Here is a 24761-nt window from a genome sequence, read left to right as displayed (position 1 = left end):
CGTATATTTTAGTGTTACATTCAATATACGAGCTCGTATAAAATGCGCAGACGAATAATTCGCAGCAATTCAAGTGACTTAGAGGGAGCCGGGTGTCTTGCAGGTGTACCAGCATAGGTTTGAATTCCTCAATAGTTGGGAGATGGACTAGTTATGGATAATGTCATAAGAGAGATACAGGATCAGGATCGGCTCAAACATGTCGAGGATTTAATCGAAGGGCTTCAAGATAGGCAGCTGCAGATGAAGATAGAATTATCAGCAAATGTGGAGCGCTTTAAACGACTCGAAGAGATTAATAAGCTGCACGAAGAAGAATGGTGTGGGCTTAAAGAAGCTGCACAAGGACTGCAGAAGCAGGTGGATCAGTTGGCGCCGAAATTGAATACCCTGGAAATGAAATTGTTTAGCTATTTGCAGCAAATTCAGAAAGATTCCAGCAAGGAGCGGCAATCGAGCCAAAAAGAATGGATGCGTTTCCTGCAAATTGTTTTAGGAGGGACGATCTTTCTGATTGTGGCCTACATTTTTAGTGTGGATTATCAAGGATAGGAGGGGGAAAGAAAGGAATGGCGGTAGCGTTAGCGGCAAGCGGGTCAAATAGGCCAATAATGCGGGACCGGGGCCGGCTAACGATCGGTTAGTTCGTAACGCGGGGAGGCGCTTCGTGTTCCTTCTCAATCGAGTGTACAAGCATAGACGGGAAGCTTCAAATGAGGGAAAATGTCTCTGGCTGCGACCGAGGGATCACAGCCAGAGGTAAAGTCAATTAAAACTTTGAGTTTGGGTCCTGCAACGCTTCTACACTAATGATTTTAGTATCTAAGGTAGTTATCCATTCGCCTGCGGCAGTTTTAATAAGAGTAACGACCAGGCGGACGCGGCTGTTTTGGAACTGTGGCCCCTTTATTTTCTCTGTTGCTTGGGTCAGATAAACCTGTGCCTCTGTGCCGGTATAATTGATGATAGATACGTCCTCGAAACTAAACTTCAGATCATATTGATCAAAGATTTGCTGGGTAGGTGCCAATAATTCATCCAAATGAGGTGTTGCGGGATCAATTGTTTCTTTGTAAGCGGCAAGATCCTCGTTGTTGGAAGCCTCAAGCTGTTTATTAAGTACAGCAATGATTTTCTCTTTGTCGGCTGCAGGCACATCTGCCACTTGGTTAAGAATTTCCTCTGTGTCAATATAGTTCAAGCTGAGAAGCTCTAGATCGGATAAGTCCCATTTCCCGTCGGAACCGCGGACCAATGTCATCTGGGCATCATCTTCGTTATTCAAATAGAAACCGCCGCTAACCTTCTCTGAAAGTTGATGGACGAGAATTGTAGCCGTATTCGGTTGCCATTCAATGATTTGTACAAGCTTAGTCGTTGTATGGACAATTACCTTATTGTATTCTTCAGGAGAAATATTCTTGAAATATGTATACAGCGGAGATGCCGGATCAATCGTTGATAAGAAGCCCTCTCGATCACCGGCCATATCATAGGCGTCCTGCTGTGTAAGAAGGGCTTGAATTTCCTGCTGATCAGCAGCAGTCGGCCCTTTTTCCTTGATTTTAATTGATTGCTCGGATGGATTCCATTCCACAAGCTTGCCGGTTGCTTCACCGACAAAACGGAGCGGAATCAGCGTACGTCCATTCAAGGCAAGCGGCTGAACAGTCTGGGCGGCAGCTTTGCCGTTGACGACAGCTTGTCCCGTTGTCAGATTGATCTTAATAGAGCTCGAGCCTGATTGGCCCGTAACGGTCTTGGTTACAGCCTCATAAGCAATGGTATATTTTAACGCAGTAAACAAGCCTTTGAATTCGACATAGGTGGTATTATTGGCAACGACAGGCGGAATGTCAAATTTAACCTCCTGATCACCCACCCACACGCGAATGGATTTTTGTGCGGCAGCAGATGCTGCTCCGGAGAAAGCAAGAGTGAACAGCGCGAGTACAAGTATAAGGGCTTGGATTTTTTTCAAACGAAGAATCTCCTCTCAAAATAGATATTCTTATACGGTTTGTAGGTTGCTGCAGCTTTCCTTGCGGACGGCATAGCTCTCCCCTCTATTCAGGCTATAGAGAGTATATCTATTTTTCTATCAATCAACAAGAACCAGTTATGTCTTTATTTGTATCGATAATTGGATATCTGTGCCATCCTGCCCGGGGTTTGATTTGTAACTAAATGATGAATAAGCTTATAATCATGATGGAGTCGACCCGAATGTTGATTGTAATTTGCGCATGAAAGGGATGGATCAGCAGAATGAATGCCTTATATCATGTTCTTGGTGCCAAACAATTCGATCGTATAACGCTTGATCAGCTTTTCCTGTCGGCGCAAGAGATGGAGCTGGTTGTCCGGCACGGAGGGACTGGCCGGTTTTCTACTAAAATCATGAGTACGCTTTTTTTCGAGGCCAGCACACGCACCCGGTTCTCCTTCGAATCGGCGATGCATCGTTTGGGCGGCCGTGTGATCGGGACGGAGAATGCCAGTCAGTTCTCGTCAACGATCAAAGGTGAAACGCTAGAGGATACCATTCGAATTATATCCGGCTACAGCGATCTCATCGTAATGCGGCATACAGACGTAGGTGCTGCGAAGCGTGCCGCTGCTGTATCGAGCGTGCCTGTCATTAATGCCGGTGACGGCTCCGGTGAGCATCCCACGCAGGCACTGCTGGATTTGTACACGATCCAGAAGGAATTTGGCCGAATCGATGGGCTGCATATCGCGATGATTGGGGATTTAACCTACGGAAGAACGGTCCATTCGCTTAGCTATCTATTAGCGAACTACTCAGACATACATATTTATTTTATCGCGCCGGATAATGTCGTCATCCCGGAATCAGTTAAACAATACTTGGATGAGAAGAACGTCAGCTATCAAGAGACAACCGATCTCGTGGAGGTGGCGAAGTCAGCCGATGTGTTCTATCAGACGCGAATCCAGAAGGAACGCTTCACTTCCCAGGATGAATATAATAAGGCGGCGGGCAAATATATCATTGACCGTCAGCTGCTTGAGCATATGAAGGAAAACGCAATGATTCTGCATCCGCTTCCGCGTGCAGGAGAGATTGACCCTGAGGTGGATATGGATCCGCGTGCAGCGTATTTCCGTCAAGCCCAGAATGGGCTATATCTTCGTATGGCTGTTATTGAGAAATGTTTGGTTGATTAATAAGGGAAAAGCAAAAGCCTCCAACCGACTGCCACGGCAGCGGGAATGGAGGCTTATTTTGTTTAACTGCAGGTACAATTTAAGACCGGTTTTCGGGCGGCGGCCGTTTCATCGAGCCTTTTGATGACCGTATTATAAGGTGCATTGCGGACGAGCTCCGGCGTATGCTCGGCCTCGTGCGCAATCTGAATCATTTTCTCAATAAAGGCATCAAGGGTTTCCTTGCTTTCCGTTTCGGTTGGTTCAATCATAATCGCTTCTTCGACATTAAGCGGAAAATAGATCGTCGGCGGATGATAGCCAAAGTCGAGCAGCCGTTTGGCCACATCAAGCGTACGAATGCCATAAGCCTTGAGACCTTTGCCGGAGAGGACGAACTCATGCTTGCAGACGCCCGGATAAGGAACCTCGTAGTAGGGGGCCAGCCGGTGCATCATATAATTCGCATTGAGCACGGCGCATTCGGAAACCCGCCGCAGACCCTCCGGCCCATAGGTGCGGATGTAGGTGTAGGCGCGAACGAGAATACCGAAGTTGCCGTAGAAAGCTTTGACTCTGCCGATTGACTGCGGCCTGTCGGAATCCCAGAAGAAGGTGCCGTCAGAGCGTTTGCCGACAACCGGTACAGGCAGAAACGGGATAAGCCTGTTCTTCACGCCGACCGGCCCGGCACCGGGACCTCCGCCGCCATGGGGCGTGCTCATGGTTTTATGAAGGTTGAGATGAACAACGTCGAAGCCCATATCGCCGGGTCTCGTGATACCCATAATGGCATTGGAATTGGCTCCGTCATAATAGAGAAGGCCGCCTGCTTCATGAACGATATCGGCGATCTCGACAATCTGTTCTTCGAATAAGCCCAGTGTACTGGGATTGGTCAGCATCAGCGCTGCTGTATCGTTTCCTACGGCCGCGCGTAATGCTTCCAAATCAACCATGCCGCGCTCATTGGATTTGATTGTTATGGTGTCAAATCCGGCCGTCGTTGCGCTGGCCGGGTTGGTTCCGTGGGAGGAATCGGGCACGATGACCTTCGTGCGTACTTCGCCGCGGCTCTCATGATATGCACGAATGAGCATAAGTCCCGTCCATTCGCCATGTGCCCCGGCTGCAGGCTGAAGGGTAACGAAATCCATGCCGGTCAGAGCAGCGAGATCCTGCTGCAGGGTATAGAGCAGCTCGAGGGCGCCCTGTATGCTCTCTTCAGGCTGATAGGGATGGATTTTGGCGAATCCGGCGAATCTGGCGGTATCTTCATTGATCTTGGGATTGTATTTCATCGTGCAGGAACCAAGCGGATAGAAGCCATTATCAACGCCGAAGTTGCGCCTGGATAATTCGGTATAATGACGAATGACATCGACCTCGTATACTTCAGGCAGCGCTGCCGGTGCGCTTCGCAGCAGCGAAGCTGGAATCACATCAGACGGGGCAATCTCCGGAACATCGCATGCCGGAAGAGAATAAGCGACGCGTCCTCGCTTGCTGAGCTCGAATATGAGTGCTTTCTCGGGTTTCATATACAGGCCTCCAATTCAAGGACGAACCGGTCGATTTCGTCCTTCGTTCTCCGTTCCGTAACAGCAACTAATAGATGACCCTGAAGCTCCGGATAAGCACGGCCAAGATCATAGCCGCCAATGAACCCGGCTTCCAACAGCTTCTTATTGATGACGGCGGGATCGGCACCCTCCGGCAGCCGGAGGACGAATTCGTTGAAGAAGGGGGCTGAAAATGGCAGACTGAGCTTCCCTTCGTTAGTAAGCGTGAATTGTTCCGCTGCATAATGTGCTTTGCGCAAATTGAGCAAAGCCGTTTCCTGCATGCCCTGCTTGCCCATCGTTGACATGTAAATGGATGCACAAAGGGCAAGCAGCGCTTGATTGGAGCATATATTAGAGGTCGCTTTCTCCCGGCGGATATGCTGTTCGCGTGCCTGCAGCGTGAGCACGAAGCCTCTTTGCCCGTTCTGATCGACGGTCTGGCCGACGATTCGCCCGGGAATGCGGCGCATCAGCGCTTCTGTTACTGCGAAGAAGCCGCAGGTCGGACCGCCGAGTGCCGCAGGAATGCCAAGCGGCTGCGCATCGCCGACAGCTATGTCTGCACCAAGTTCCCCGGGGGATTCCAATAAACCGAGCGACATCGGGTTGGTGCTTAAGACGAGCAGTCCTTTCTTGGCGTGAATAAGCGGCTCAATGGCTCTGACATCCTCGATGCAGCCGAAAAAATTCGGGCTTTGGATCAGAACGGCGGCAGTATCCTCAGTAACAGCGGCAGCAAGCTCATTCAGATCTGTTGTGCCATTGCTGCAGCCGATCTCGGTAATCTTAAGGCCCAGACCGTGTGCCGATGTCAGCAGAATTTCTCTAGCCTCGGGATGAACGGTGCGGGAAACAAGAATCTGCTTCCGCTTCACTGCACCGCTGGCCAGCGCGGCAGCCTCCGCGAGAGCGGTTGCTCCGTCGTACATGCTGGCATTGGCCACCTTCATGCCTGTTAATTCACAAATATAGGATTGGAATTCAAAGATGGCCTGCAGCTCTCCTTGGCTGATCTCCGGCTGGTAAGGGGTGTAGGCTGTATAAAATTCGGAGCGGGAAATCATGTGGTTGATGATGACAGGAATATGGTGATCATAGATACCTGCGCCGAGGAAGCAGGCATAACGGTCAAAGTCTGCATTGCGGTCGGATAATTGGCGCATATGCTTCAGCAGATCCGGCTCGCTAAGCGCAGCGGACATGGGGAGGACGCCGGAGTAACGCACGGATTCCGGTATGTCGATGAAGAGATCTTCGATGGAGTCTGCCCCTATCGTCTGGAGCATATCAGCCTGATCCTGCTCCGTCATCGGTAAGTAGCGGTGGTTCATGGCGCAGTCACTCCTTTGCCGGATGCGGGCGTATTTTTGTAAAAAGGGGTTTTCACAATGCGGGCCCTCAGCATCTTCCCCCGGATCTCGACGAGAACTTCCGTATCTAAAGCCGTATAGTCCATTTTTATCATCGCCAGCCCCAGGTTCCGCTTCAGAGAGGGGGACTGCGTACCGGTTGTCACCTCGCCGATGAGTGAGCCGTCCGCATAGACGGGATAATGCGGCCTCGGAATTCCGCGGTCGATCAGCTCGAGCCCGACTAATTTACGCGTTAACCCTAATTTTTGCTGCTCCAGCAATGCCCCGCGTCCGATAAAATCCCCTTTAAGCAGTTTAACGAAATAGCCAAGTCCGGCCTCAAGCGGCGAAATATCAGGAGATAATTCCTGTCCGTACAAAGGAAGCCTCGCTTCGAAACGCAGCGTGTCGCGAGCGCCAAGTCCGGCAGGAATAAGTCCGTCCCCATGCCCGGCAGCAAGCAAGCCTTTCCATACGATCCCCGCTTGATCAGCTGGAGCATAAATCTCAAAGCCATCTTCGCCGGTGTAGCCCGTGCGGGAAACAAGCGCGGGAACACCGCAGACGACGGCTGGATGGATAAAGTGGAAGGAAGCGAGGCTGCCGGTGTCTGCATCGGTAACCCGGGATAATATGGCCGAGGCAAGAGGCCCCTGCAGGGCAAGAAGAGCCGTTACACGGGAACGGTTCTCCATCACAACGTCGCCAATAATATGATCCTGCAGCCAAGCCCAATCCTTGTCGATGTTGGAGGCGTTGACGACGAGCATGAATTGATCGTCTGAATATTTGTATACGAGCAAATCATCTACGACCCCGCCATTCGGATAACACATGAGTGTGTACTGCGCTTGTCCCGCAGCCAGATTCGCGATATCGTTCGTCGTCATCTGCTGCAAAAAAGCTTCTGCATACATTCCGGTTACCAGGAATTCACCCATGTGGGAGACGTCGAATAACCCTGCCTGACGGCGCACGGCATCATGCTCCTGTTGAATGCCGGTAAACTGAACAGGCAGCTCCCAGCCGCCAAAATCGATGCATCGGACGGCTGGGAAGGCGGCATAATGCGGGAAGAGCGGTGTGCGTTGTAAAGGCTCCATCTCATCACCTCTTTCATAAATTAGCTTCCATAACCGACAGGTCACACCAATTAAAAAAGACAGGCAAAAGGAATCCGAATACGCAGCTAAAGCTGCGCAGTCTCTTCCTTCTGCTCTGTCCTTTGTACCTGAGAGTTACCTGTTAAGTTACATGCAAACATAAATTAATGTTATCCACATGTTGCTTAACAGTTTCACCTTGGGTGATCCTAAAGAAATTAGGATGCTCTCCAGAGATGCGTCCGATAAAAGTCCTTTTGCCTGAGAGATTCACCTGCGGGCAGGCTTACTCCTTCGGCGTTACCCCGGTTTCAGGTAATCTCTCCCTCTACCATCATCCGCGTATTCAATTGTCCATTCACACTGATAGCTTTATTATAAACGTTGTGCATCAATCAATGTCAACCTTTGATTATACGAAATCTATTTTTATTGTTAACTATATTGACATAAAAAGAGAGAGTGAACTATGCTTGATGGAGACAACTGGATATGATGCGGATGAAGATAGTCGGGAGAGACCGCTCAGGCAGCTTGCCGATGCGGCACCGAAGGAGCAAGCCGTTAACCCGCCGGTTAACGGGTAATCTCTCAGGTAAACGAACCGGTATCGGACGCAGCTCTGGAGAGCGCGAAAGCCACCCAAGGTGTAAGGACTGCATGGCCTTGAAAGCCGTCATGTCTTAAACTCTCAGGTACCGAGGACAGAGAAGAGGCGCAATTCCTTTTCTCTGTCCTTTTTTTTGGACGGGGAATGATGAATTTTCGCTTCGTTCCCGCTATAGATTTAAGGGAAGAGACTTGTATGACCTCCTTAGCGGATAGCGCAATGGCGTTTCTTCCTGCTTTTAGAACAGCTGATGCTCCTTTATTCTATTCTTCGCTTCACCAACTAATTCGAAAAGAGGCGTGTACCGATGAGTGAGGTTAGAGAAAATCTGGTCTATAGCGATGAACATGAGTGGGTACTGGCGGTTGAAGGGCAAATCGTTCGGGTCGGCATAACGGATTACGCGCAGAGCTTGCTTGGAGACATCGTTTTTGTTGAATTTCCTGAGACGGGCACGGCCGTCACAGCAGGTGAGAGCATCGGATCCATTGAATCCGTGAAGACCGTTTCGGAGCTCTACTGTCCCGTTTCGGGGACGGTCACTAAGGTGAATCAGACGCTTATGGAACAGCCGGAGCTTGTTAACGGCGAGCCTTACGAGGGTGGTTGGATCGTTGAGGTAGAAGTCGATGGAAATGTAGAAAATGCGCTGAACAAACTTTTATCCGCGGATCGATATCGGACGTTGATTGACTAATACGCAATCGAATCAGCAAGACAACCGCCTGTCATCAAAAGGAGCTGATTGAAGGGAGCGTAGTTATGGGTGCACCTTGGAGATTCGTTCATACCGGCAGCCGTTCACCGGAGGAGAACATGGCGATTGACGAGGCCATGCTTATCGCCCACAGCGAGGGCCGCACGCTTCCATCCGTCCGTTTCTATGGCTGGAATCCGCCTACGTTATCGATCGGATATTTTCAACGGGTCCATAAGGAAATAGACGTATCAAGGGTAATGGAGAACGGGATCGGTTTTGTCAGAAGGGCGACCGGCGGACGTGCCGTGCTTCATGATCAGGAGCTGACTTACAGTATCATCGTCTCTGAGAGCTATCCGGGTATGCCGGCAAATGTGACGGATGCTTACCGTGTGCTCAGCATGGGCTTGCTCTACGGGTTTCAAAAATTGGGGCTGCATGCTGAAATGACCGGCCTTGCCGCACAGGACTCCCCCCAGCAGGTTGAGAAGGGGATAACGTCCCCGGCTTGCTTTGATTCGCCTTCGAAGTATGAGCTTGTCCTGGAGGGGAAGAAAATAGCCGGCAGTGCGCAGATGCGAGCCAGGGGAATGATTTTGCAGCATGGCTCAGTCCTGCTGGATCTGGATACGGACTTGTTATTCCGCCTGCTTCTCTTCAAGGACGTGAAGGCGAGGGAGGAAATCAAGCAGACATTTGATCAGAAAGCTGCTGCCATTAATCCTTGCTTACAGTCGAAGAACGGCAGTCCGGTTACGATTAGGGAGGTCGAAGAAGCCTTTCGACAAGGCTTCGCCGAAGGTCTTGAAACGGAATTCATCGTAGAGAAGCTGAGCGGCTACGAGGAGGAGCTTGCGGCTAAGCTTGTTCGGGAGAAATACGGCACGCAGGAATGGAACTTCCGCCGGTAAGTCAGAGAAGCCTGCCGCCTGCATCAATCACATAAGGGCTGTGCCTGTCTGCGGTGATCATCGTCACTGAGCCAGGCACAGCCCTTATTGATTAAAGCTTGGTGAGAATAAATGGTCCATCCTCTGTAATAGCAAGCGTGTGCTCGTACTGCGCAGAGAGCTTGCCGTCAATTGTTCTTGCGGTCCATCCGTCTGAATCCAGCTTGCTCTTCCAAGCGCCGACATTGAGCATCGGCTCAATGGTCAAGACCATGCCTTCCTTCAGACGCGGACCTCTGCCGGGAGGGCCGTAGTGGGGAACTTGCGGTTCCTCATGCATTTGAGAACCGATGCCATGACCGATAAACTCCCGTACAACCGAGAAACCTTCCGCTTCAGCATAGACTTGAATCGCATTGGAGATATCTCCGATGCGGTTGCCTGCAACCGCTTGTTCAATACCTTTGTACAGGGATTGCTCAGTCACGTTCAACAGGCGCCGGGCTTCATCAGAGACTTTGCCCACCGCATAGGACCAGGCGGAATCAGCGAGCCAGCCGTTCAAATTAACGACCATATCGATCGTGACGATGTCGCCGTCTTTAAGCGCTGTGGCAGAGGGGAAGCCATGGCAGATGACGTCATTGATGGAGGCGCATGTTGCGAAGCGGTAGCCGTTATAGCCTTTCTGCTCAGGTGTTGCTCCATGCTCCAGCATGAATTTTTCGGCAAATTGATCGATTTCATCCGTTGTGATTCCAGGCTTGATCAGCTTGGCGATTTCTTGGTGGCAGGAGGCGAGAATGATGCCGGCTTTGCGCATGTTATTTATTTCTTCTTTTGTTTTTATAACAATCATTGTGCACCTCATTATCGTAGTAAACTGTTTTGCTTGTCATGCATCCTGGTCCTGAATTAACCTGTATATATTATAGTCGTTTATTAATCGCAGTGGAACTTTTAATATTCATTTGCCATAATAGGGACTAAAATGTAAGCGCATTAATTTTCGGGAGGGGCCCCAAATGAAGGTATTGGGATTTTATAAATCCAAAAAATACTTGCAGCGCGTATTGATCTCCATCATGCTCTCGATGTTTTTGGTGCTTCTGTCCTTATCGATCGCGAACACTTACATTCTGGAAAGGTCGGTTAAGAACAATCAACAGGAATCTAATCTGAAGGTGCTCTCCCAAATTCAATACAATCTGTCCTATATGAATGAAATCATTACCCATTTATCGAACTTCGTATACAAGGATAACATACTCATTCCGATGATGTTTGATGCAAGGCTTCCTAAGATGGACCTCATTCGCGGGTATCAGCGGCTCAACAGTATTTTGGAAAGCTCATCCTTTCTTCACTCCATGGTTGTCTATAATTCCGCCTCCAAGGAAATTTACGGGACGACGACTCCTTTCTTGCTGGATGACGGTGTAACCAAGTCGGCCATCAAACGATGGCTCTTAAACCCTCCGAGCCCACATCCGACCTCCAAATTAATTCCGACCAGTCTTGAGAAGAAGAACGGGATGATCGATACCTTTGCTTTTATCGTGACGACTTATCTCAAACCCTTCAATCCGAATGAGTCCGCCATCATTTTATATGTGAAATCCGACTGGGTATTCGAGAGCCTGCAGAAGATGAATGTAAGCAATGACCGCGAGCAGGGCGAGCTTTATATCGCCGATCAAGACGGGCGCTTGTATGCTTCTAACCATTATGACAGCTTCGCCAATGAGCCGGATCAGCAGTCGATTAAACAGCTTCTCAGCGGCGATAAGAAGATGAAGAATCGTCAATCAGGCAATGTGATCGGCGAGATCTCCGGCAAGAAAAACATGATTACCTATATGGATGACGGCATCCGCAATTGGACGATTCTCTATATTCAGCCCTATGACAAGCTGATGGAAGAAGTCCGGATGGGGTTAAAGTAGGTTAACAGACTGTTTTGTTAATTCGCTAGCTTGGAGATGACGCTCCAAGGGGAATAGCTCATGCGGACAGATAATTAGGAATGCAACGAAGAGGCTGCGAAGCAGGCTTGAGCGTTAATCCGAAAGAAAGGACGCTGCACGAAGTGTCCTCTCTCGGGTCATCGTTCGACTAGCCCTGCGCAGCCTCTTTTTACCGACGATTCTTTACGTTGTTTGTTCATTCGGTTATATCTTCTTCTGCTTGAAGAAGTTGAGAAAAGAAATGAACGGAGCGACAAAGAACGACAGGTTATAGAAAAAAGAGTGAAATAACGATATAATCTGGAGAGGGATTTCCCAATAAACCAGTTTAAGGAGTTTGATCATGGAAAAAGTACTTATTTTCGGACATAAAAATCCGGACACGGACACGATTTGCTCAGCAGTTGCTTATGCAGAACTTAAGAAGAACCTGGGCGTTGATGCCGAAGCGGTTCGTCTTGGCACTGTCAGCGGCGAAACTCAATATGCGCTGAACCAATTCAAAGTAGAAGCACCCCGTCTTGTTGATACGGTTGCAAACGAAGTAAACCAAGTCATTCTCGTTGACCATAACGAACGCCAGCAAAGCGCTGGCGATATCGATAAAGTTCGCGTTGTTGAGGTTATCGATCACCACCGTATCGCAAACTTTGAGACAAGCCATCCGCTGTACTACCGCTGCGAGCCTGTTGGCTGTACAGCAACAATTCTTAACAAAATGTACAAGGAGAACGGAGTTGCTATCCGTCCGGAAATCGCTGGATTGATGCTTTCTGCAATTATTTCCGATTCCTTGCTGTTCAAATCACCGACCTGCACACCTGAAGACGTTGCTGCTGCCCGTGAGCTTGCTGCAATTGCCGGCGTAGATGCAGACAGCTACGGCCTTGAAATGCTCAAAGCGGGAGCAGATCTGAGCGACAAAACAATCGCTCAATTGATCTCTCTGGACGCGAAAGAGTTCCAAATGGGCAGCTACAAAGTTGAAATCGCACAAGTAAATGCAGTTGACGTGAACGATGTTCTGTCCCGTCAAGCTGAGGTTGAAGCTGCGCTGAATACGATTATTGCAGATAAAGGTCTGGATCTGTTCGTATTCGTAGTAACCGATATCTTGAACAATGACTCCGTTGCATTGTCCCTTGGTAAAGTGGCGAATGCGGTAGAGAAAGCTTATAACGTAACATTGTCGGATAACAAAACGATTCTTAAAGGCGTAGTATCGCGTAAATCGCAAATCGTTCCTGTGCTTACTGAAACATTGAGCAATCTGTAAGCAGCGGTTTTCAATTTCAAAAGGGCAGTTTCCGCCTTCATGCGGAGGCTGCCTTTTTGGTATGGACGTAATTCTCGAATAGTGCGGTTCTGATCGCGGTTTAACGAAAAGGGGCTGTCCCAATTAGTAATTAAGGTCACCTCTTACAAGGGAAATTCGTTGTTTTAAATGAAAAGTGGTTGAACAGGGTATTATACCTGGTCAACCACTTTTTGTTTTTGGTCCACTACCGCTTTTTTCAGTAAATTGCGGGCAAGGGAAAGCCATCCAACCTCAAGACTAGTGGCGAAGCAGGCGGAAACAGTCTGAAGAAGCGTTAGCGTTCGCCTTTGTACCCTGAATTTCACCGATAAAGCACTCCAAGTTCAAAAATTCAGAGGTACAACAGCGATCGGAAGACGTTTCCGCATGAGTAGCCATCTTTTTCACCTGAATTAATACCAGACGGGGCCATCCTTAAAGCCATTGTTAAGGCTTTTGGGACAGCCCCATTTTCCCTCAATCCAGGGCAGCGTGCCCGGATGGAATCAGAAATTGACACGCAAAATGCCATCTGCTACGATATTTTTGAACACGTGTTTATGGAAAGTGGGAAGCAGTTTGAAAAATAATGAGATTAACAGCGTCGAGATCGCTAAGCGTGCTGGCGTATCCCGCAGTACGGTCAGCAGAGTCATTAACAACTATCCGAATGTGCCCCCTGAGACACGGGAAAAAGTCATGAAGGTTATACAGCAATATAATTATTTTCCGAATGTGTCTGCTCAGGTGCTTGCGGGTAAAATCACCAAAACGATTGGACTGTTCCTCATCGAGAAGGGAGAGGTAGCCAGCGATGTTCTGACAAACACACTCGTTGTCAGTGTAATTGAGAACGCTTCCGCAGCAGGGTACTATGTCTTGACGAATATTATCCGCAACACACAGGATGAGGAAGCTGTTAAAGGCGTGAAGGAAATTTTCTATCAACGCCGCATTAACGGCGGTGTCTTTATCGGGGCGGCCAACCATGAGCCATTAATTGAAGAATTGATTCAAGACGGCTTCGTTGTTGCTGTTGTCGATCAAGAGCTGAAGGAGAAATCAGAGTCGAACCGCATCATCGTTAATTTCGATAATGATTTAGGCATGCAGCAAGCGGTTGATTATCTGGTCAGCCTGAATCACCGCAAGATCGGGGTCATTAACGGCGATATGCTGCGTCAATCCGGACCTTCCAAGTACGAGGGTTATCTGAAAGCGATGAAGCAGCATGGACTTTCCATCCGCCCGGAATGGGTGCTGCCGGGTGATTTTAATGAGCATAGCGGCTATCAGGCGGCGAAAGCGCTTATGGAACAGGGCGGCGACAAGCCGACGGCCATTATAGCGGCCAATGACAGCGTTGCGTTCGGAGCGATGAAGGCTTTCAAGGAAAAAGGGATTCAGATCCCGGAGGACATCTCTGTGATCGGGTTTGATGATCATCCAATCAGCAGTATGTACCACCCGGCTTTGACGACGATCAAGGTTGATTTTAAAGAGATGATGAGTGAGCTGACAAGCGCTTTGATCCGGCATATTGAGCAGGGGATTGATGAATGTCAAGCCTTCCGGATCGGCTGTTCGTTAGTGATCAGGGATTCATGCAGGGCCATCCAACCCAAGTAACGAAGAAAGCGGTGCATATCAAATGAATAGCGGACTCCTGGGTAATCACTTCATAACGCAAATCGGAATAGTAGTTAACGATATTGAGAAAACAAGCCAGGCATATGCTGATTTCTTCGGCGTCAATAAACCGGACACGATCATTACGGACACGGTGGATATCGCGCAAACCGAATATCGGGGAAACTCTTCGGTCGCCCGTGCGAAGCTCGCTTTTTTCAATATGGGATCGCTGCAGCTGGAGCTGATTGAGCCGGATCTTCATCCAAGCACTTGGCGGGAGTATCTCGACGAGCATGGCGAAGGACCGCATCATATCGCATTCGTTGTTGAAGGCATGAAGGAGAAGATTACCCTTCTTGAAGGAAAACAAATGCAGCTGTTGCAAAAGGGTGAGTACACCGGCGGGCGTTATGCCTATATGGATACGTTCAAAGAACTGAAAGTCATAGTGGAATTATTGGAAAACGATAAATAAATAGGGCGGGAGCGATGCTTTGGTGAACATATGGATATCCGGCGCCAACCGCGGGCTTGGTTATGAAGCTGCAGCGGAAGCAATAAGAAGAGGGCACTCCGTCATTGCATGCTGCAGGAATCCTCAGAAGGATGGGGAACGTCTCTATGCCCTGCAGGATCACTGTCCCGGGCGGGTAGTCATCGCTGAGCTGTCCATTACGGATGAAGCGATGGTTGAGAAGCATGCTGCACAATTACAGGAGCAAGGTACCCGAATCGATGCCATCATTAATAATGCGGCTGTTCTGGTAGGGCGCGAACATTCACTTGAAGAGCTGCAGCTGGACAATATGCGATCTTCCTTCGAAATCAATGTGTTTGCCCCGATGAATGTGGTGAAGCACCTGCTTCCCTTCATGAAGCAGCGCGCCGATGAGTCAGCAGAACCGGCTGTAATCATGAATGTGTCTTCCGAAGCAGGCAGCATTCATCATGCCTATGGAGGCGATTATCCGTATGCGATGTCCAAGGCGGCGCTCAATATGTTCTCTCAGCAGCTGAGAAGCTACGTTGAAGCGCGGGGGATTCATGTATACAGCGTGCATCCCGGCTGGATGCGAACCGACATGGGAGGCGCGAATGCACCGACGGATCCAGCGGACAGCGCAAGGGGGATGCTTGATCTGATTGAACAAAGGGTAGAAGCACATACACGACTTGCTTTCATTGATTACCTGGGGCGTCCGATGGATATTTAGGACGTGGCAGGATGAGGAGAGGGAGCAGAATGAAGGCTGTTTATGCAGGCAGTTTCGACCCTATTACGCTTGGACATGTATCCGTCATCGAACGGGCGTTCAAGCTTTTTGAAACGATCCATATTGTTGTTGCGAACAATCGGGCGAAACAGCATTTGTTCACCTTGGAGCAGCGCACCGATCTCGTTCGAAGATCCATCCCTGAACAGTTTGCAGATCGAATCGTCATTGCCCCCTTCGAGGGGATTGTGGCTGATTACATTAACGAGCATCAGATCGAAGCCGTCATCCGGGGAATTCGTAATGCGACCGATTTGGAATATGAGCTGCAGCTCGAACAGTATATTCGCCATACGACGACAGCTGAAACGGTATACTTGTCTCCTTATACGAAGCATATGCAGACCAACAGCTCGCTTGTCCGAATGTTCTTTCAGTCCGGCAAGCATGAGCTGGCAAGTCATTACATGGCTGCAGATGCTTATGAGCTTGCTTTGCTGTATGAGCTTGGCGGTCATTAACGCTGGGAATCTCGAAAGGCGGCAGGAGAGATGCCATGCTTTTGGCGAAAGACCCGAAAGAAATAAGAGTAGCTGCCAAAGCCGCAGGTTTCGGCGATCTGCTCCAGTGTCATCCTGCTGAATTTGATTCGTTCCGTAGCCATGGATAAACGGACATTCTGCGTATACTGAATAATGGTCATTCCGAAGCACTCCTTAAACAGATGGACCGTGCGCGAGACGCTCAGACCAACGTGATCGGCCACCATGGGAATGGTAAACGCATCACCGGCCCGCTCATCGATGAAATTCTTCATCCGGGTGGCGATAAAGGATCTTCCCTGAAGCACGGATTGCGTTTTAATCGCACGATCGAGGCCGAGGCAGAGAGAGCGCAGCAAGTAATCGGCAAGCTCTTGATCCTCTTCCTGGAAGCGCCGTTTCTCCATAATGAGTGCTTGCCAGATGGAGAGCCACCGGTCGTCAGGCACCACCTTTACACGCCCCGGACGATTCTTCCGGCTCCACCATTCGTCGAGCCACTGTCCGCTGCATACGACATAATAATCTCCGCTGGAAATGCCGGTTTCGGCACTGTTTGGTTTGGTTTGCATCTCGGTGACGTTAAGTTCATAGCCATCTCCGGGTTTGAACAGCAGCAGGTCGCCTGCATCGATGCGCTGCATGCGCCCGTCGACCAAGGCTTCGCAGCAGCCTTCGGTTTGGAAACGGAAGAGATAGGTCTTCAGGCCGTCAGGAAATCCGGTTTGAAAAGGTTGAGTGTGGTAGGAATAGCCGCAGTCCATAATTTCCGTATGCATAGGTGCTCCTTTATTTGTAGCAAAATCGTACATGTCATGATTATATTCTACATCTATTAACAACGGCTTTTCCACTATAATTGGAATCAGATTCGCAAACTAATATGGATGACGAGAGGAAGATATAAAAGTGAAAATCGGATTGCAGTTGTATACGCTTCGCGACGAGACAGCAAAGGACTTCACAGGCACGCTTCGCCAGGTTGCTGAAATGGGCTATGAAGGCGTTGAATTCGCTGGTTATGGAAACGCTTCGGCTGAGGAAATGCGCGACTTGCTGAATGAGATTGGTCTTGCTGCTTTCGGAAGCCATGTCAGCCTGCAGCGTCTGGAAGAAAACCTGGATGAAGAAATCGCTTATTTGAAAACCGTTGGTGCTAAATATGTCATCTGTCCATACTTGACCGCTGAGCACCTGGCTGGCGGAGAGGCCTTTTGGCGTGAGCTGTTCGTGAAATTCAAAGGCATCGGCGAGCGTCTGCGCGCAGAAGGTCTGGAATTCGCTTACCACAATCATGCTTTCGAATTCGAAAGCAAAATTGACGGTGAGTTTGTATTCGATGCGATGTACAGCGCGGTTGATGCGGATTTACTGAAGGTCGAAATCGACCTGGGCTGGGTTCAATACGCGGGTCAAGATCCGCTTGCTTATATTGCAAAATACGCGGGTCGTCTGCCGCTGCTTCATTTGAAGGATTTCCGTCAAGGCAAGCCGGGTGAGGCAATCGACACCGTTGAGCTGGGTCAAGGGGATCTGGCACTGAACGAGTTGATCGCCGCTGCTGAGAAAGCGCAAGTGGAATGGTTGATCGTCGAGCAGGACCGCTGTGCGAATCCGCCGCTGGCTTCCGTTCAGACAAGCATCAATTGGCTCAAAGCAAACGGGCATAAAGCTTAATTAATCATCTAATCATCTGAAATAGAGGAGCTGTGTAAGGTGAGTAAAGTTAGAGTAGCGGTTGTTGGTTGCGGTTCGATCTCCAAGTACCGGCATATCCCTGAATATGCGGCCAATGAGAACGTAGAGCTTGTTGCTTTCTGTGATCTTGTCGGAGAACGTGCGCAGAAATACGCTGATCAATACGGTGCCAAAGCCTATGCGAACTATGAGGAAATGTTAGCTGAGCTTAAGCCGGATGCTGTCAGCGTCTGCACGCCGAACTATCTGCATGCAACGGTGGCCATTGCTGCCGCTAATGCAGGAGCTCACGTTCTTGTTGAGAAGCCGATGGCTTCGACGGATGAAGAAGCAGCTGCGATGATTGAAGCTGCAAGCAAGAATGGTGTATACCTGATGGTAGGCCACAATCAGCGCTTAATGCCGCCGCATGTGAAAGCGAAGGAGATCTTGGCCAAAGGCGAGCTTGGCAAAGTACTGACGTTCCGTACCTCGTTTGGACATCCGGGGCCTGAAGGCTGGAGCATCGATGGCAGGGGAAGCTGGTTTTTCCGTAAGGAAGAAGCAGTTATGGGCGCAATGGGCGATCTCGGCGTGCACAAATCAGACCTTATCCGTTACCTGCTGAATGATGAAGTGTCGCAGGTCACTGCATTCATCGATACCATTGATAAAGAAGGTACGGATGTTGACGATAACGCGACCGTCCTTCTCCGGATGAAGAGCGGAGCAATCGGCACGCTTGTTGCAAGCTGGACGTACTATAAAGGCGAGGACAACAGTACGGTGCTGTGGTGCCAGAACGGGGTTATGAAGATCGGTACGGATCCTAATGATCAAATTATCGTCGAGCTTCGTAACGGAACCGTAGAGCGTTATAACGTTGGCGCCATTTCTACCAATGACAAGCAAGAAACGAGCGGCGTTATCGATGCGTTCATTACGAGCATTACAACGAACACCCCTCCTAGCATTACCGGAGAAGAAGGCCGCAAATCCTTAGCCGTAATCCTCGCTTCATTCGAGGCGCAAGCAACGGGTAAAGTAATCAGCCTTTAATCCGCCAAAGAATAGAGCAAAGCCCGGTTCCTGAGCGGAATCGGGCTTTTTGGCGTTCGCCTATTTGAAAGCGTCGGCTGTGAAATTTGTCATTTGAAGAACAGGAAGTTCGTCGGTACCGGTCTGAGGACGCCATCAGAAGGATGATTGACGACTTGTCCATTAAATACAAGCGATGAAGAACCGCCCCCGTCCAAATTATAACCGTCGATAGCGCCGAAACGAGCAAGCAGGATCTGAATTTCCTTCAGTGTCGCACCAGAACCGCCGCTCTCGTTATAACCGTCAATGACGAGGAAGAGAAGCTGGTTATCCTTATAATTCGCCACGACAGTTCGAGGCGCCCTGGTGGGACTGGACTGCCATTTGGCCGGAATCGACTGCGGGATGCCGTTCTTCATGAGAACGGGGACAAAGGATGCGCCGAATTTAGGCTGCTGCTGGTCCAGCTGGCTCTTATCATTGAATTTGCCGCCGATCAGCTTCAAATCCTTATTAAGTCCGACGAAGAAAAGATCCTTGTGGGTAGGCTCAAATCCACTCAAGTATTTGCCGTTTAGGACCGTGGTGCTGAGCGGGTATCGCTTGCCGTTCTGATCGGCGAAGCCGCCGGCATTAATACCGGCAACAGCCTGGTAACGCCTTGCTGCGGCCAGCGTAGTTTCGGCACCGCCATATTTGTCTTTACCGAGGACCATCTGCATGCTTTTATCGGATTTCAGCTTTACTTTTAAAGCATAGCCGCTGAAGTTTTGCGCATGAATGTTGAACAGCTGGGCTGTTATTTTATCGGATTGGACTGAGCGGGCCGGAGAGCCGATTGCCCGTGTAATCCGCCGGTCATAGACAAGAGCAGGCCTGCCGGCTTGCGAAGAAACGGTCTTCACGATATGGCTCATACTCTCATTCGTGGCCTTATAGAGCTTAATGGTTCGCTTTATGGATGACGCCGTATGTAGAGCCGTCTGCTTCGCCTGATCGAGCTGAGTCAGTAAAGATTCCGTTTGCGCCGGAATGACGGCGGTCTCCGGAAGCTGCTTCGGGAATGACTCGCTTGGAAGTGAGATGGACATATTCGCTGTGACAAGCCATAGGATAAGCCCGATGAAGGGGGCCAGGGTAAGAAGCGCGAGCCGGTTTAATTGTTTCACGCTTAGGGTCATTTCAACACATCCAAACTTTTCTGCAGCTCATTCAGCTGCTTCTTCACTTCACTAAGCTGGCTGAAGAGCTTATTGCTGTTGTCGGTCTTGTTATTGGCATTGTCCTTGGAGAATTCGAGCAGCTCGTTAAGGGCGTCTACTTTTCCCTGAACCTTGGTGATTTCGCTCGTGAAATTCGTCTCGAGCTGTTTGATTTGGGTTTCATAATCGGTTTGCATCGCCTTTATCTGCTGGGCCGTCTGCTTGCTGACCTCTAGCGTCAGCTGCTCTTTCATCTTACCGGTATACCAGATCATTCCCAGCACGCCGGCTGCGATCAGGAGAATCCATATGCACAGGAATAAGATAACGGACGGTTTGGATCTGCGAGGTTGAAGCTCATATCCACGGGGTGTCGACGACTCGGTGTTGGCAATCATGGTTAATCAATCTCCTCTTGAATTACTATGGATAGAGACGTAAACTCTACCATCAAATGTTGCAGTTCTATGAAAGTGAATCTATATTTTAACATAAAATGTGAGGGGGAGGGGGGCGGAGGACGTAAAAAAGACTAGAATTAACAAAAATGACAAATATGAAAGAGTTCACTCCAAAGGGTGCCTCAAAACTTAAAAAAGAGACTTCGGGTGCAAACCTCGCTTTACAATGGATTGAATGATTATTACGTATTGGCCGGTTGGGGAGCGCGCATCTATACTGGATTTATACAGCTATAGGGGGCTTAATTTGTTCAAACGGGCGGCTATACTGGATATTTCCAACTGGATATGCCTAGTTGAGCTCCATAAGGCTGATTAGGGGCATTTAACGGTATGGATTGCAGTATAGAGGCAGCCTTAATAGGATGGTAATCTTTTAACTGTACCAATTCCAGTATAGGCTAAGGAGGAGCAAGCATCTTTTGCCGGGAAGGGAAAATGTGATTGACTGACACACAGCTCTGCTACTGAAGCAAGTAGAGGACTGATGGCGGTCGCTTGCACAGCTGCTTATGTAAGCAGCGATCGACCAAAAATAGAAACGGGACGAAGCAGGAATAAAGCTGCTCCGTCCCGTTTTCTTTTTAATAAATCAAGGTTTATCGACTATAGAGAAGCGGATTGAGCGGCGAAACTGCCAATTCACCCGGCTTGACACCCGGAAGCCAGCCGGCCAAATCATTTTCTCTAGCGCTGCTGTCCGGCTCCATGGCACGGGTTCCATCTGCGTAATAAATAATGGTCATGACTTCCCGCATCTGATCGGTCGGATTGCCGGGCGCCGAGTGGAGCGTCCATCCTGCATGAAACGTAGCGTCTCCGGCTGACATCGCGCCATAGTTGGTCGTTGGCAGCCCCTTGCCTGCAATGTAGGATCCCAGTGTTTTGTGGGATTCGTCCGAAATAAACTGACGGGTCATATAGCCTGAGTTGTGGGAACCATCCACGAACGTCATCGAACCGACTTCCTCAGAGATGGAGACAAGAGGCATCCATAGTGTGATGGTGTGCTTCGTATCCAGCGGCCAATAGACTTGATCCTGATGCCAAGGCGTGTGACCGCCCCCCGGTTCCTTGAACAAGGCTTGGTCATGGTATAAGCGCACGCCGTTTACACCCATCAAGTCAGCGGCGATTTTTGCAAACCGTTTAGCTAGAACGAATCGTTTGGCTGCTTCATTCTGCTGCCAGATGTTTCCCACTTGAATGAAGGCTTTGCCGTAGGTATCACGCTCCCCCACCGGCTTGGTATGGTGATTGTGCTGACGCACATATTGTTCGATGGCAGGCTCATAGCTGTTGATTTCTTCGGCGGAAGCGACGCTGCGGAGCATAATATGTCCGTTGCTTTGGTAAGCGGCGATCTGCTCCTCCGACAAGTGATACGGATCTTCCAAGGAATGTAATTGTGAGCTATTCACATTCGAATGCATGGCTGACTCCCCTTTAATGCTTAATAGCTTGCATACTTTCATTATAAAAGGGGAAGCTGGAATTGGATTTGCTCAGCTCAATTAATATTTTTGTCAAAAACAACTGTTAATGGTTTATACTTATACCTATCCAATAGTCCGATCAAGGAGTTGAGCTTATGTATTTGTCCGAAATTATGGTCAAGCACCCGGTTGTCCCCTTTATACGGGAAGGAGATTTTGCCGTACGCAAACCTTGGATTTACCCGGAACGAAGACTGCTTGATTATTTGCTGGTGTATTTTCAGGAGGGGGAATGCATGTTTCGTGTGGATGGGGTGGACTATGAATTCCGCAGCGGGGATTTTTGTCTCATTCAACCGGGAATCTTAAACCAATTAGAAGGGCGGACGAATACGATTACGCCTTTTGTTCATTTGGACGTGTTCTATGACAGCAGACGTGAGGAACGGTTCCCGACCAAAGGCGGTCAGACGGATTTATCCGCTTACCTGCATCTCATGCAGCCAAGGCTGAATGACTTGACCGGAATCGAGCTGCCGGTCAAGCTGCATCCTAAGCATCCAATCGCGTTCCGCGATACATTTGTGCGTATGGTTGAATGCTGGCAGTATAGAGATCCGCTCATGCAGCTAAGAGCGCAGTCGCTTGCAACGGAGATCATACTTACGGTGCTCGAGGACCATACAGATCTGAGAGCCGCAGAGAAAGCAGCCCCACAGCCGCTCAATTGGATAACATCCTTCTTCTCGTTTCGTTTGTCAGAACCGCTTAGCGTGAATGAGATGGCTAGAAGGGCCAATTTATCACCCTCGCGTTTCAGTGCCAAATTCAAGGAGCAGTTCGGTATTGCGCCGCATCGGTATTTGCTGGGATTGCGTATTCACCATGCGAAGGAGCTGCTCGCGACAACAGATCTTCAATTACATGAAATCGCCGATTACTGCGGATTTGCGGATATTCATCACTTTGCTAAAGCGTTCAAAAATCAGGTCGGAGCTGCGCCAGGCGCCTACCGCAAAGGCAATAAATAATTTATATATATATAAAATCTATTAAGTATATAAGGAATATGCTATAATCCATTTGAGTTATGAATTTATTACTTGGAGGGATATGTGTAATGCTGCAATTCGAAGTTGATAAAGAGTACCCAAGACCGCAATTTTATCGTCATCCATGGATCAATTTGAACGGAGCATGGGGATTCCGGTTCGACGATGCTTTTGAAGGGGAGAAAGCGCAGTGGTTTAAGAGTGTTCCGGCAGACAAACAAATCAACGTTCCTTTCACATATGAGACGAAGGCAAGCGGCATCGGTGAAGAACAGTTCCATCCTTGCGTATGGTATGAGCGTGAGATCGCGGTTCCATCCGAGTGGAACGGCAAGCTCGTTAAACTGCATTTTCAAGCGTCCGATTATTTGACTAAAGTATGGGTCAATGGCAGTTTTGTCGGGCAGCATGAAGGCGGTTACGCAGCATTCGCGTTTGATGTTACGAATTATCTGTCCGGTACGGGCTCTGATAAGCTGGTCGTACGCGTAGAAGACGGCAACAGCTGCTCTCAGCCTCGCGGCAAGCAGCGCTGGGTTGAGAATAATTTCGGCTGCTGGTATGTTCAGACGACGGGAATTTGGCAGTCGGTTTGGATGGAAGCGGTTGCTGAGCAGTATGTGCAATCGGTCAAGATTACGCCGGATGTCGATAAGAACGCCGTCCTTTTCGAATATGTGATACCGAACTACAAACAGCAGGATCAACTATCCCTGAAGACAAGAGTGACATTCAAAGGACAGCTGGTCCGCGAAGTTACGATGTCGGTCGATCGCGCAAGAACCAGTGTTGAGCTTAACCTCGTAACTGACCGCGTCGCAGAGTGGAAGTCCGTTCATACCTGGTCGCCAGGCAACCCGAATTTATACGAAGTGGAATTCACGCTGCTCTCTGATCATGTTGAAACCGATCACGTGAAATCTTATTTCGGTATGCGTAAGGTCTCCATTGTGAATGGAAAAGTGCTTCTTAATAACATTGAAATTTATCAGCGTCTGCTGCTTGATCAAGGCTACTGGAAGGATTCCCATCTGACTCCGCCGTCGGTTGAAGCCTTGATTGAGGATATCGACAAAACGATGGAGTTTGGCTACAACGGGGTCCGCAAGCATCAGAAGCTGGAGGATCCAAGATTCTTGTACTGGTGTGACCGCAAAGGGCTGCTTGTTTGGTCCGAAATGCCGGCAACCTATGAATTTAATGACGATGCGATTGACCGGTTCACGCGCGAGTGGATGGAGGTTGTTCAGCAGCATTACAACCACCCGAGCATCATTACATGGACACCATTCAATGAATCATGGGGTGTTCATAATATCCTGACCGAGGTTAAGCAGCAGCAGCTGACAGTAGCTGTTTATCACTTGACCAAAGCATTCGACTCCATGCGTCCGGTTATCGTTAATGACGGCTGGGAGCATACCGTTTCGGATATCATTACCCTTCATGACTATGAAGAGCGCGGCGAAGTTCTGAGCAAGCGTTATGCATCGAAGGAAGAAATGGTCGGCTTCAATAGAAGCTTTAACAATTTCAAATTCGCGCTTGCACATGGTTATGAGTATAAAGGCCAGCCGATCCTGATGAGCGAATACGGCGGCATTGCCTTCAAATCCGAAGAGGGCTGGGGCTACGGTAATCAAGTGAAGACGGACGAGCAGTTCATTGAGCGCTTCCGCAGCATTACGCAAGCCATTAAAGACCTTCCTTATATGGTGGGCTTCTGCTACACCCAAATCACCGACGTCCAGCAGGAAGTAAACGGTCTAATGACGATCGATCGCCAGCCAAAGATTGATCCGAAAATCATCCGCGACATTAACCTGGCCTAAGACGCGTAATCCAAGAC

23 protein-coding genes and 4 riboswitches are annotated in these 24761 nt (G+C 49.2%); of the genes, 14 read left to right on the top strand and 9 right to left on the bottom strand.

The genetic code is table 11. The features are described from left to right. The first annotated feature begins 153 nt into the window (after nucleotides 1–153). Nucleotides 154–552: a hypothetical protein gene (locus ACFPYJ_RS27620; RefSeq protein ID WP_379191464.1), complete on the top strand. Its 399-nt coding sequence runs from the start codon at nucleotides 154–156 to the stop codon at nucleotides 550–552. A gap of 217 nt (nucleotides 553–769) precedes the next feature. Here the strand turns inward: ACFPYJ_RS27620 and ACFPYJ_RS27615 are convergent, their stop codons facing one another. Further along, a complete protein-coding gene (locus ACFPYJ_RS27615) occupies nucleotides 770–1981 on the bottom strand; it encodes a copper amine oxidase N-terminal domain-containing protein (protein ID WP_379191463.1) in 1212 nt (403 codons plus the stop codon). Between the two features lie 287 nt (nucleotides 1982–2268). Between ACFPYJ_RS27615 and pyrB the strand changes: the two genes are divergently transcribed. Beyond that, a complete protein-coding gene (pyrB, locus tag ACFPYJ_RS27610) occupies nucleotides 2269–3192 on the top strand; it encodes an aspartate carbamoyltransferase (protein WP_379191462.1) in 924 nt (307 codons plus the stop codon). A 62-nt stretch (nucleotides 3193–3254) separates the two neighbouring features. Here the strand turns inward: pyrB and gcvPB are convergent, their stop codons facing one another. From gcvPB to gcvT, 3 genes are read right to left on the bottom strand one after another with little or no spacing between them, the layout of a single operon-like run. Then, the gene (gene gcvPB, locus ACFPYJ_RS27605; protein ID WP_379191461.1) at nucleotides 3255–4712 is read right to left on the bottom strand and encodes an aminomethyl-transferring glycine dehydrogenase subunit GcvPB; all 1458 of its coding nucleotides are present in this window, start codon (nucleotides 4710–4712) and stop codon (nucleotides 3255–3257) included. After that, a complete protein-coding gene (gcvPA, locus tag ACFPYJ_RS27600; RefSeq protein ID WP_379191460.1) occupies nucleotides 4709–6067 on the bottom strand; it encodes an aminomethyl-transferring glycine dehydrogenase subunit GcvPA in 1359 nt (452 codons plus the stop codon). The genes gcvPB and gcvPA overlap by 4 nt, the downstream gene beginning before the upstream one ends. After that, nucleotides 6064–7191 (bottom strand): glycine cleavage system aminomethyltransferase GcvT, encoded by a 1128-nt coding sequence (gene gcvT / locus ACFPYJ_RS27595; protein WP_379191459.1) that lies wholly within the window; start codon nucleotides 7189–7191, stop codon nucleotides 6064–6066. The genes gcvPA and gcvT overlap by 4 nt, the downstream gene beginning before the upstream one ends. A 113-nt stretch (nucleotides 7192–7304) precedes the next feature. After that, nucleotides 7305–7427: riboswitch (glycine riboswitch) on the bottom strand. Between the two features lie 3 nt (nucleotides 7428–7430). Then, nucleotides 7431–7529, bottom strand: a riboswitch (glycine riboswitch). Nucleotides 7530–7693: 164 nt separating this feature from the next. Further along, a riboswitch (glycine riboswitch) is annotated at nucleotides 7694–7808 on the top strand. Nucleotides 7809–7811: 3 nt separating this feature from the next. After that, nucleotides 7812–7901: riboswitch (glycine riboswitch) on the top strand. Between the two features lie 207 nt (nucleotides 7902–8108). Here gcvT and gcvH point away from each other — a divergent pair. Continuing rightward, complete coding sequence (gcvH, locus tag ACFPYJ_RS27590) at nucleotides 8109–8498, top strand: glycine cleavage system protein GcvH (protein WP_379191458.1); 390 nt, start codon at nucleotides 8109–8111, stop codon at nucleotides 8496–8498. Between the two features lie 65 nt (nucleotides 8499–8563). Then, entirely contained in the window at nucleotides 8564–9412 is an 849-nt protein-coding gene (locus ACFPYJ_RS27585; protein WP_379191457.1) for a lipoate--protein ligase family protein, read from the top strand. A 91-nt stretch (nucleotides 9413–9503) separates the two neighbouring features. Here the strand turns inward: ACFPYJ_RS27585 and map are convergent, their stop codons facing one another. Further along, nucleotides 9504–10250 carry a type I methionyl aminopeptidase gene (map, locus tag ACFPYJ_RS27580; RefSeq protein WP_379191456.1) on the bottom strand — a complete coding sequence of 249 codons (747 nt, stop codon included), beginning with the start codon at nucleotides 10248–10250 and terminating at the stop codon, nucleotides 9504–9506. Nucleotides 10251–10416: 166 nt separating this feature from the next. On the opposite strand from map, the gene ACFPYJ_RS27575 reads away from it, so the two are divergent. The 6 genes from ACFPYJ_RS27575 (at nucleotide 10417) to coaD (ending at nucleotide 16022) form a co-directional block, all read left to right on the top strand. Continuing rightward, entirely contained in the window at nucleotides 10417–11337 is a 921-nt protein-coding gene (locus ACFPYJ_RS27575; protein ID WP_379191454.1) for a cache domain-containing protein, read from the top strand. A gap of 364 nt (nucleotides 11338–11701) precedes the next feature. Then, nucleotides 11702–12634, top strand: a complete 933-nt coding sequence (locus ACFPYJ_RS27570; protein WP_379191453.1) for a manganese-dependent inorganic pyrophosphatase — start codon at nucleotides 11702–11704, stop codon at nucleotides 12632–12634. A gap of 600 nt (nucleotides 12635–13234) precedes the next feature. After that, nucleotides 13235–14284, top strand: coding sequence for a LacI family DNA-binding transcriptional regulator (locus ACFPYJ_RS27565; RefSeq protein ID WP_379191452.1), 1050 nt, complete (start codon nucleotides 13235–13237; stop codon nucleotides 14282–14284). A 22-nt stretch (nucleotides 14285–14306) separates the two neighbouring features. Next, nucleotides 14307–14762, top strand: a complete 456-nt coding sequence (locus ACFPYJ_RS27560) for a VOC family protein (RefSeq protein ID WP_379191451.1) — start codon at nucleotides 14307–14309, stop codon at nucleotides 14760–14762. Between the two features lie 22 nt (nucleotides 14763–14784). Next, nucleotides 14785–15501, top strand: coding sequence for an SDR family NAD(P)-dependent oxidoreductase (locus ACFPYJ_RS27555; protein WP_379191450.1), 717 nt, complete (start codon nucleotides 14785–14787; stop codon nucleotides 15499–15501). Between the two features lie 29 nt (nucleotides 15502–15530). Then, the gene (gene coaD, locus ACFPYJ_RS27550) at nucleotides 15531–16022 is read left to right on the top strand and encodes a pantetheine-phosphate adenylyltransferase (protein ID WP_379191449.1); all 492 of its coding nucleotides are present in this window, start codon (nucleotides 15531–15533) and stop codon (nucleotides 16020–16022) included. Here the strand turns inward: coaD and ACFPYJ_RS27545 are convergent. Beyond that, nucleotides 16019–16822, bottom strand: coding sequence for a helix-turn-helix domain-containing protein (locus ACFPYJ_RS27545; RefSeq protein ID WP_379191447.1), 804 nt, complete (start codon nucleotides 16820–16822; stop codon nucleotides 16019–16021). The two genes, coaD and ACFPYJ_RS27545, sit on opposite strands and share 4 nt — an antisense overlap. A gap of 124 nt (nucleotides 16823–16946) precedes the next feature. Here ACFPYJ_RS27545 and ACFPYJ_RS27540 point away from each other — a divergent pair, with 124 nt between their 5' ends. Both ACFPYJ_RS27540 and ACFPYJ_RS27535 read left to right on the top strand, forming a co-directional pair. Beyond that, the gene (locus tag ACFPYJ_RS27540; RefSeq protein ID WP_379191578.1) at nucleotides 16947–17720 is read left to right on the top strand and encodes a sugar phosphate isomerase/epimerase family protein; all 774 of its coding nucleotides are present in this window, start codon (nucleotides 16947–16949) and stop codon (nucleotides 17718–17720) included. 39 nt (nucleotides 17721–17759) lie between these two features. Continuing rightward, a complete protein-coding gene (locus ACFPYJ_RS27535) occupies nucleotides 17760–18779 on the top strand; it encodes a Gfo/Idh/MocA family protein (RefSeq protein ID WP_379191446.1) in 1020 nt (339 codons plus the stop codon). An 89-nt stretch (nucleotides 18780–18868) separates the two neighbouring features. Here ACFPYJ_RS27535 and ACFPYJ_RS27530 read toward each other — a convergent pair whose 3' ends face one another. The 3 genes from ACFPYJ_RS27530 to ACFPYJ_RS27520 form a co-directional block, all read right to left on the bottom strand. Next, nucleotides 18869–19942, bottom strand: a complete 1074-nt coding sequence (locus ACFPYJ_RS27530; RefSeq protein ID WP_379191445.1) for a phosphodiester glycosidase family protein — start codon at nucleotides 19940–19942, stop codon at nucleotides 18869–18871. Then, nucleotides 19939–20361: a hypothetical protein gene (locus ACFPYJ_RS27525; RefSeq protein WP_379191444.1), complete on the bottom strand. Its 423-nt coding sequence runs from the start codon at nucleotides 20359–20361 to the stop codon at nucleotides 19939–19941. The genes ACFPYJ_RS27530 and ACFPYJ_RS27525 overlap by 4 nt, the downstream gene beginning before the upstream one ends. Before the next feature lie 662 nt (nucleotides 20362–21023). After that, a complete protein-coding gene (locus ACFPYJ_RS27520) occupies nucleotides 21024–21857 on the bottom strand; it encodes a phytanoyl-CoA dioxygenase family protein (protein ID WP_379191443.1) in 834 nt (277 codons plus the stop codon). A gap of 158 nt (nucleotides 21858–22015) precedes the next feature. On the opposite strand from ACFPYJ_RS27520, the gene ACFPYJ_RS27515 reads away from it, so the two are divergent. Continuing rightward, complete coding sequence (locus ACFPYJ_RS27515) at nucleotides 22016–22891, top strand: helix-turn-helix domain-containing protein (RefSeq protein ID WP_379191442.1); 876 nt, start codon at nucleotides 22016–22018, stop codon at nucleotides 22889–22891. Between the two features lie 89 nt (nucleotides 22892–22980). Further along, a complete protein-coding gene (locus ACFPYJ_RS27510; protein WP_379191441.1) occupies nucleotides 22981–24744 on the top strand; it encodes a glycoside hydrolase family 2 protein in 1764 nt (587 codons plus the stop codon). Nucleotides 24745–24761 lie beyond the last annotated feature (17 nt).

This window comes from Paenibacillus solisilvae (assembly GCF_042656405.1).
GTDB lineage: Bacteria > Bacillota > Bacilli > Paenibacillales > Paenibacillaceae > Paenibacillus_Z > Paenibacillus_Z solisilvae.
This window is presented reverse-complemented; position numbering and strand designations above follow the sequence as displayed.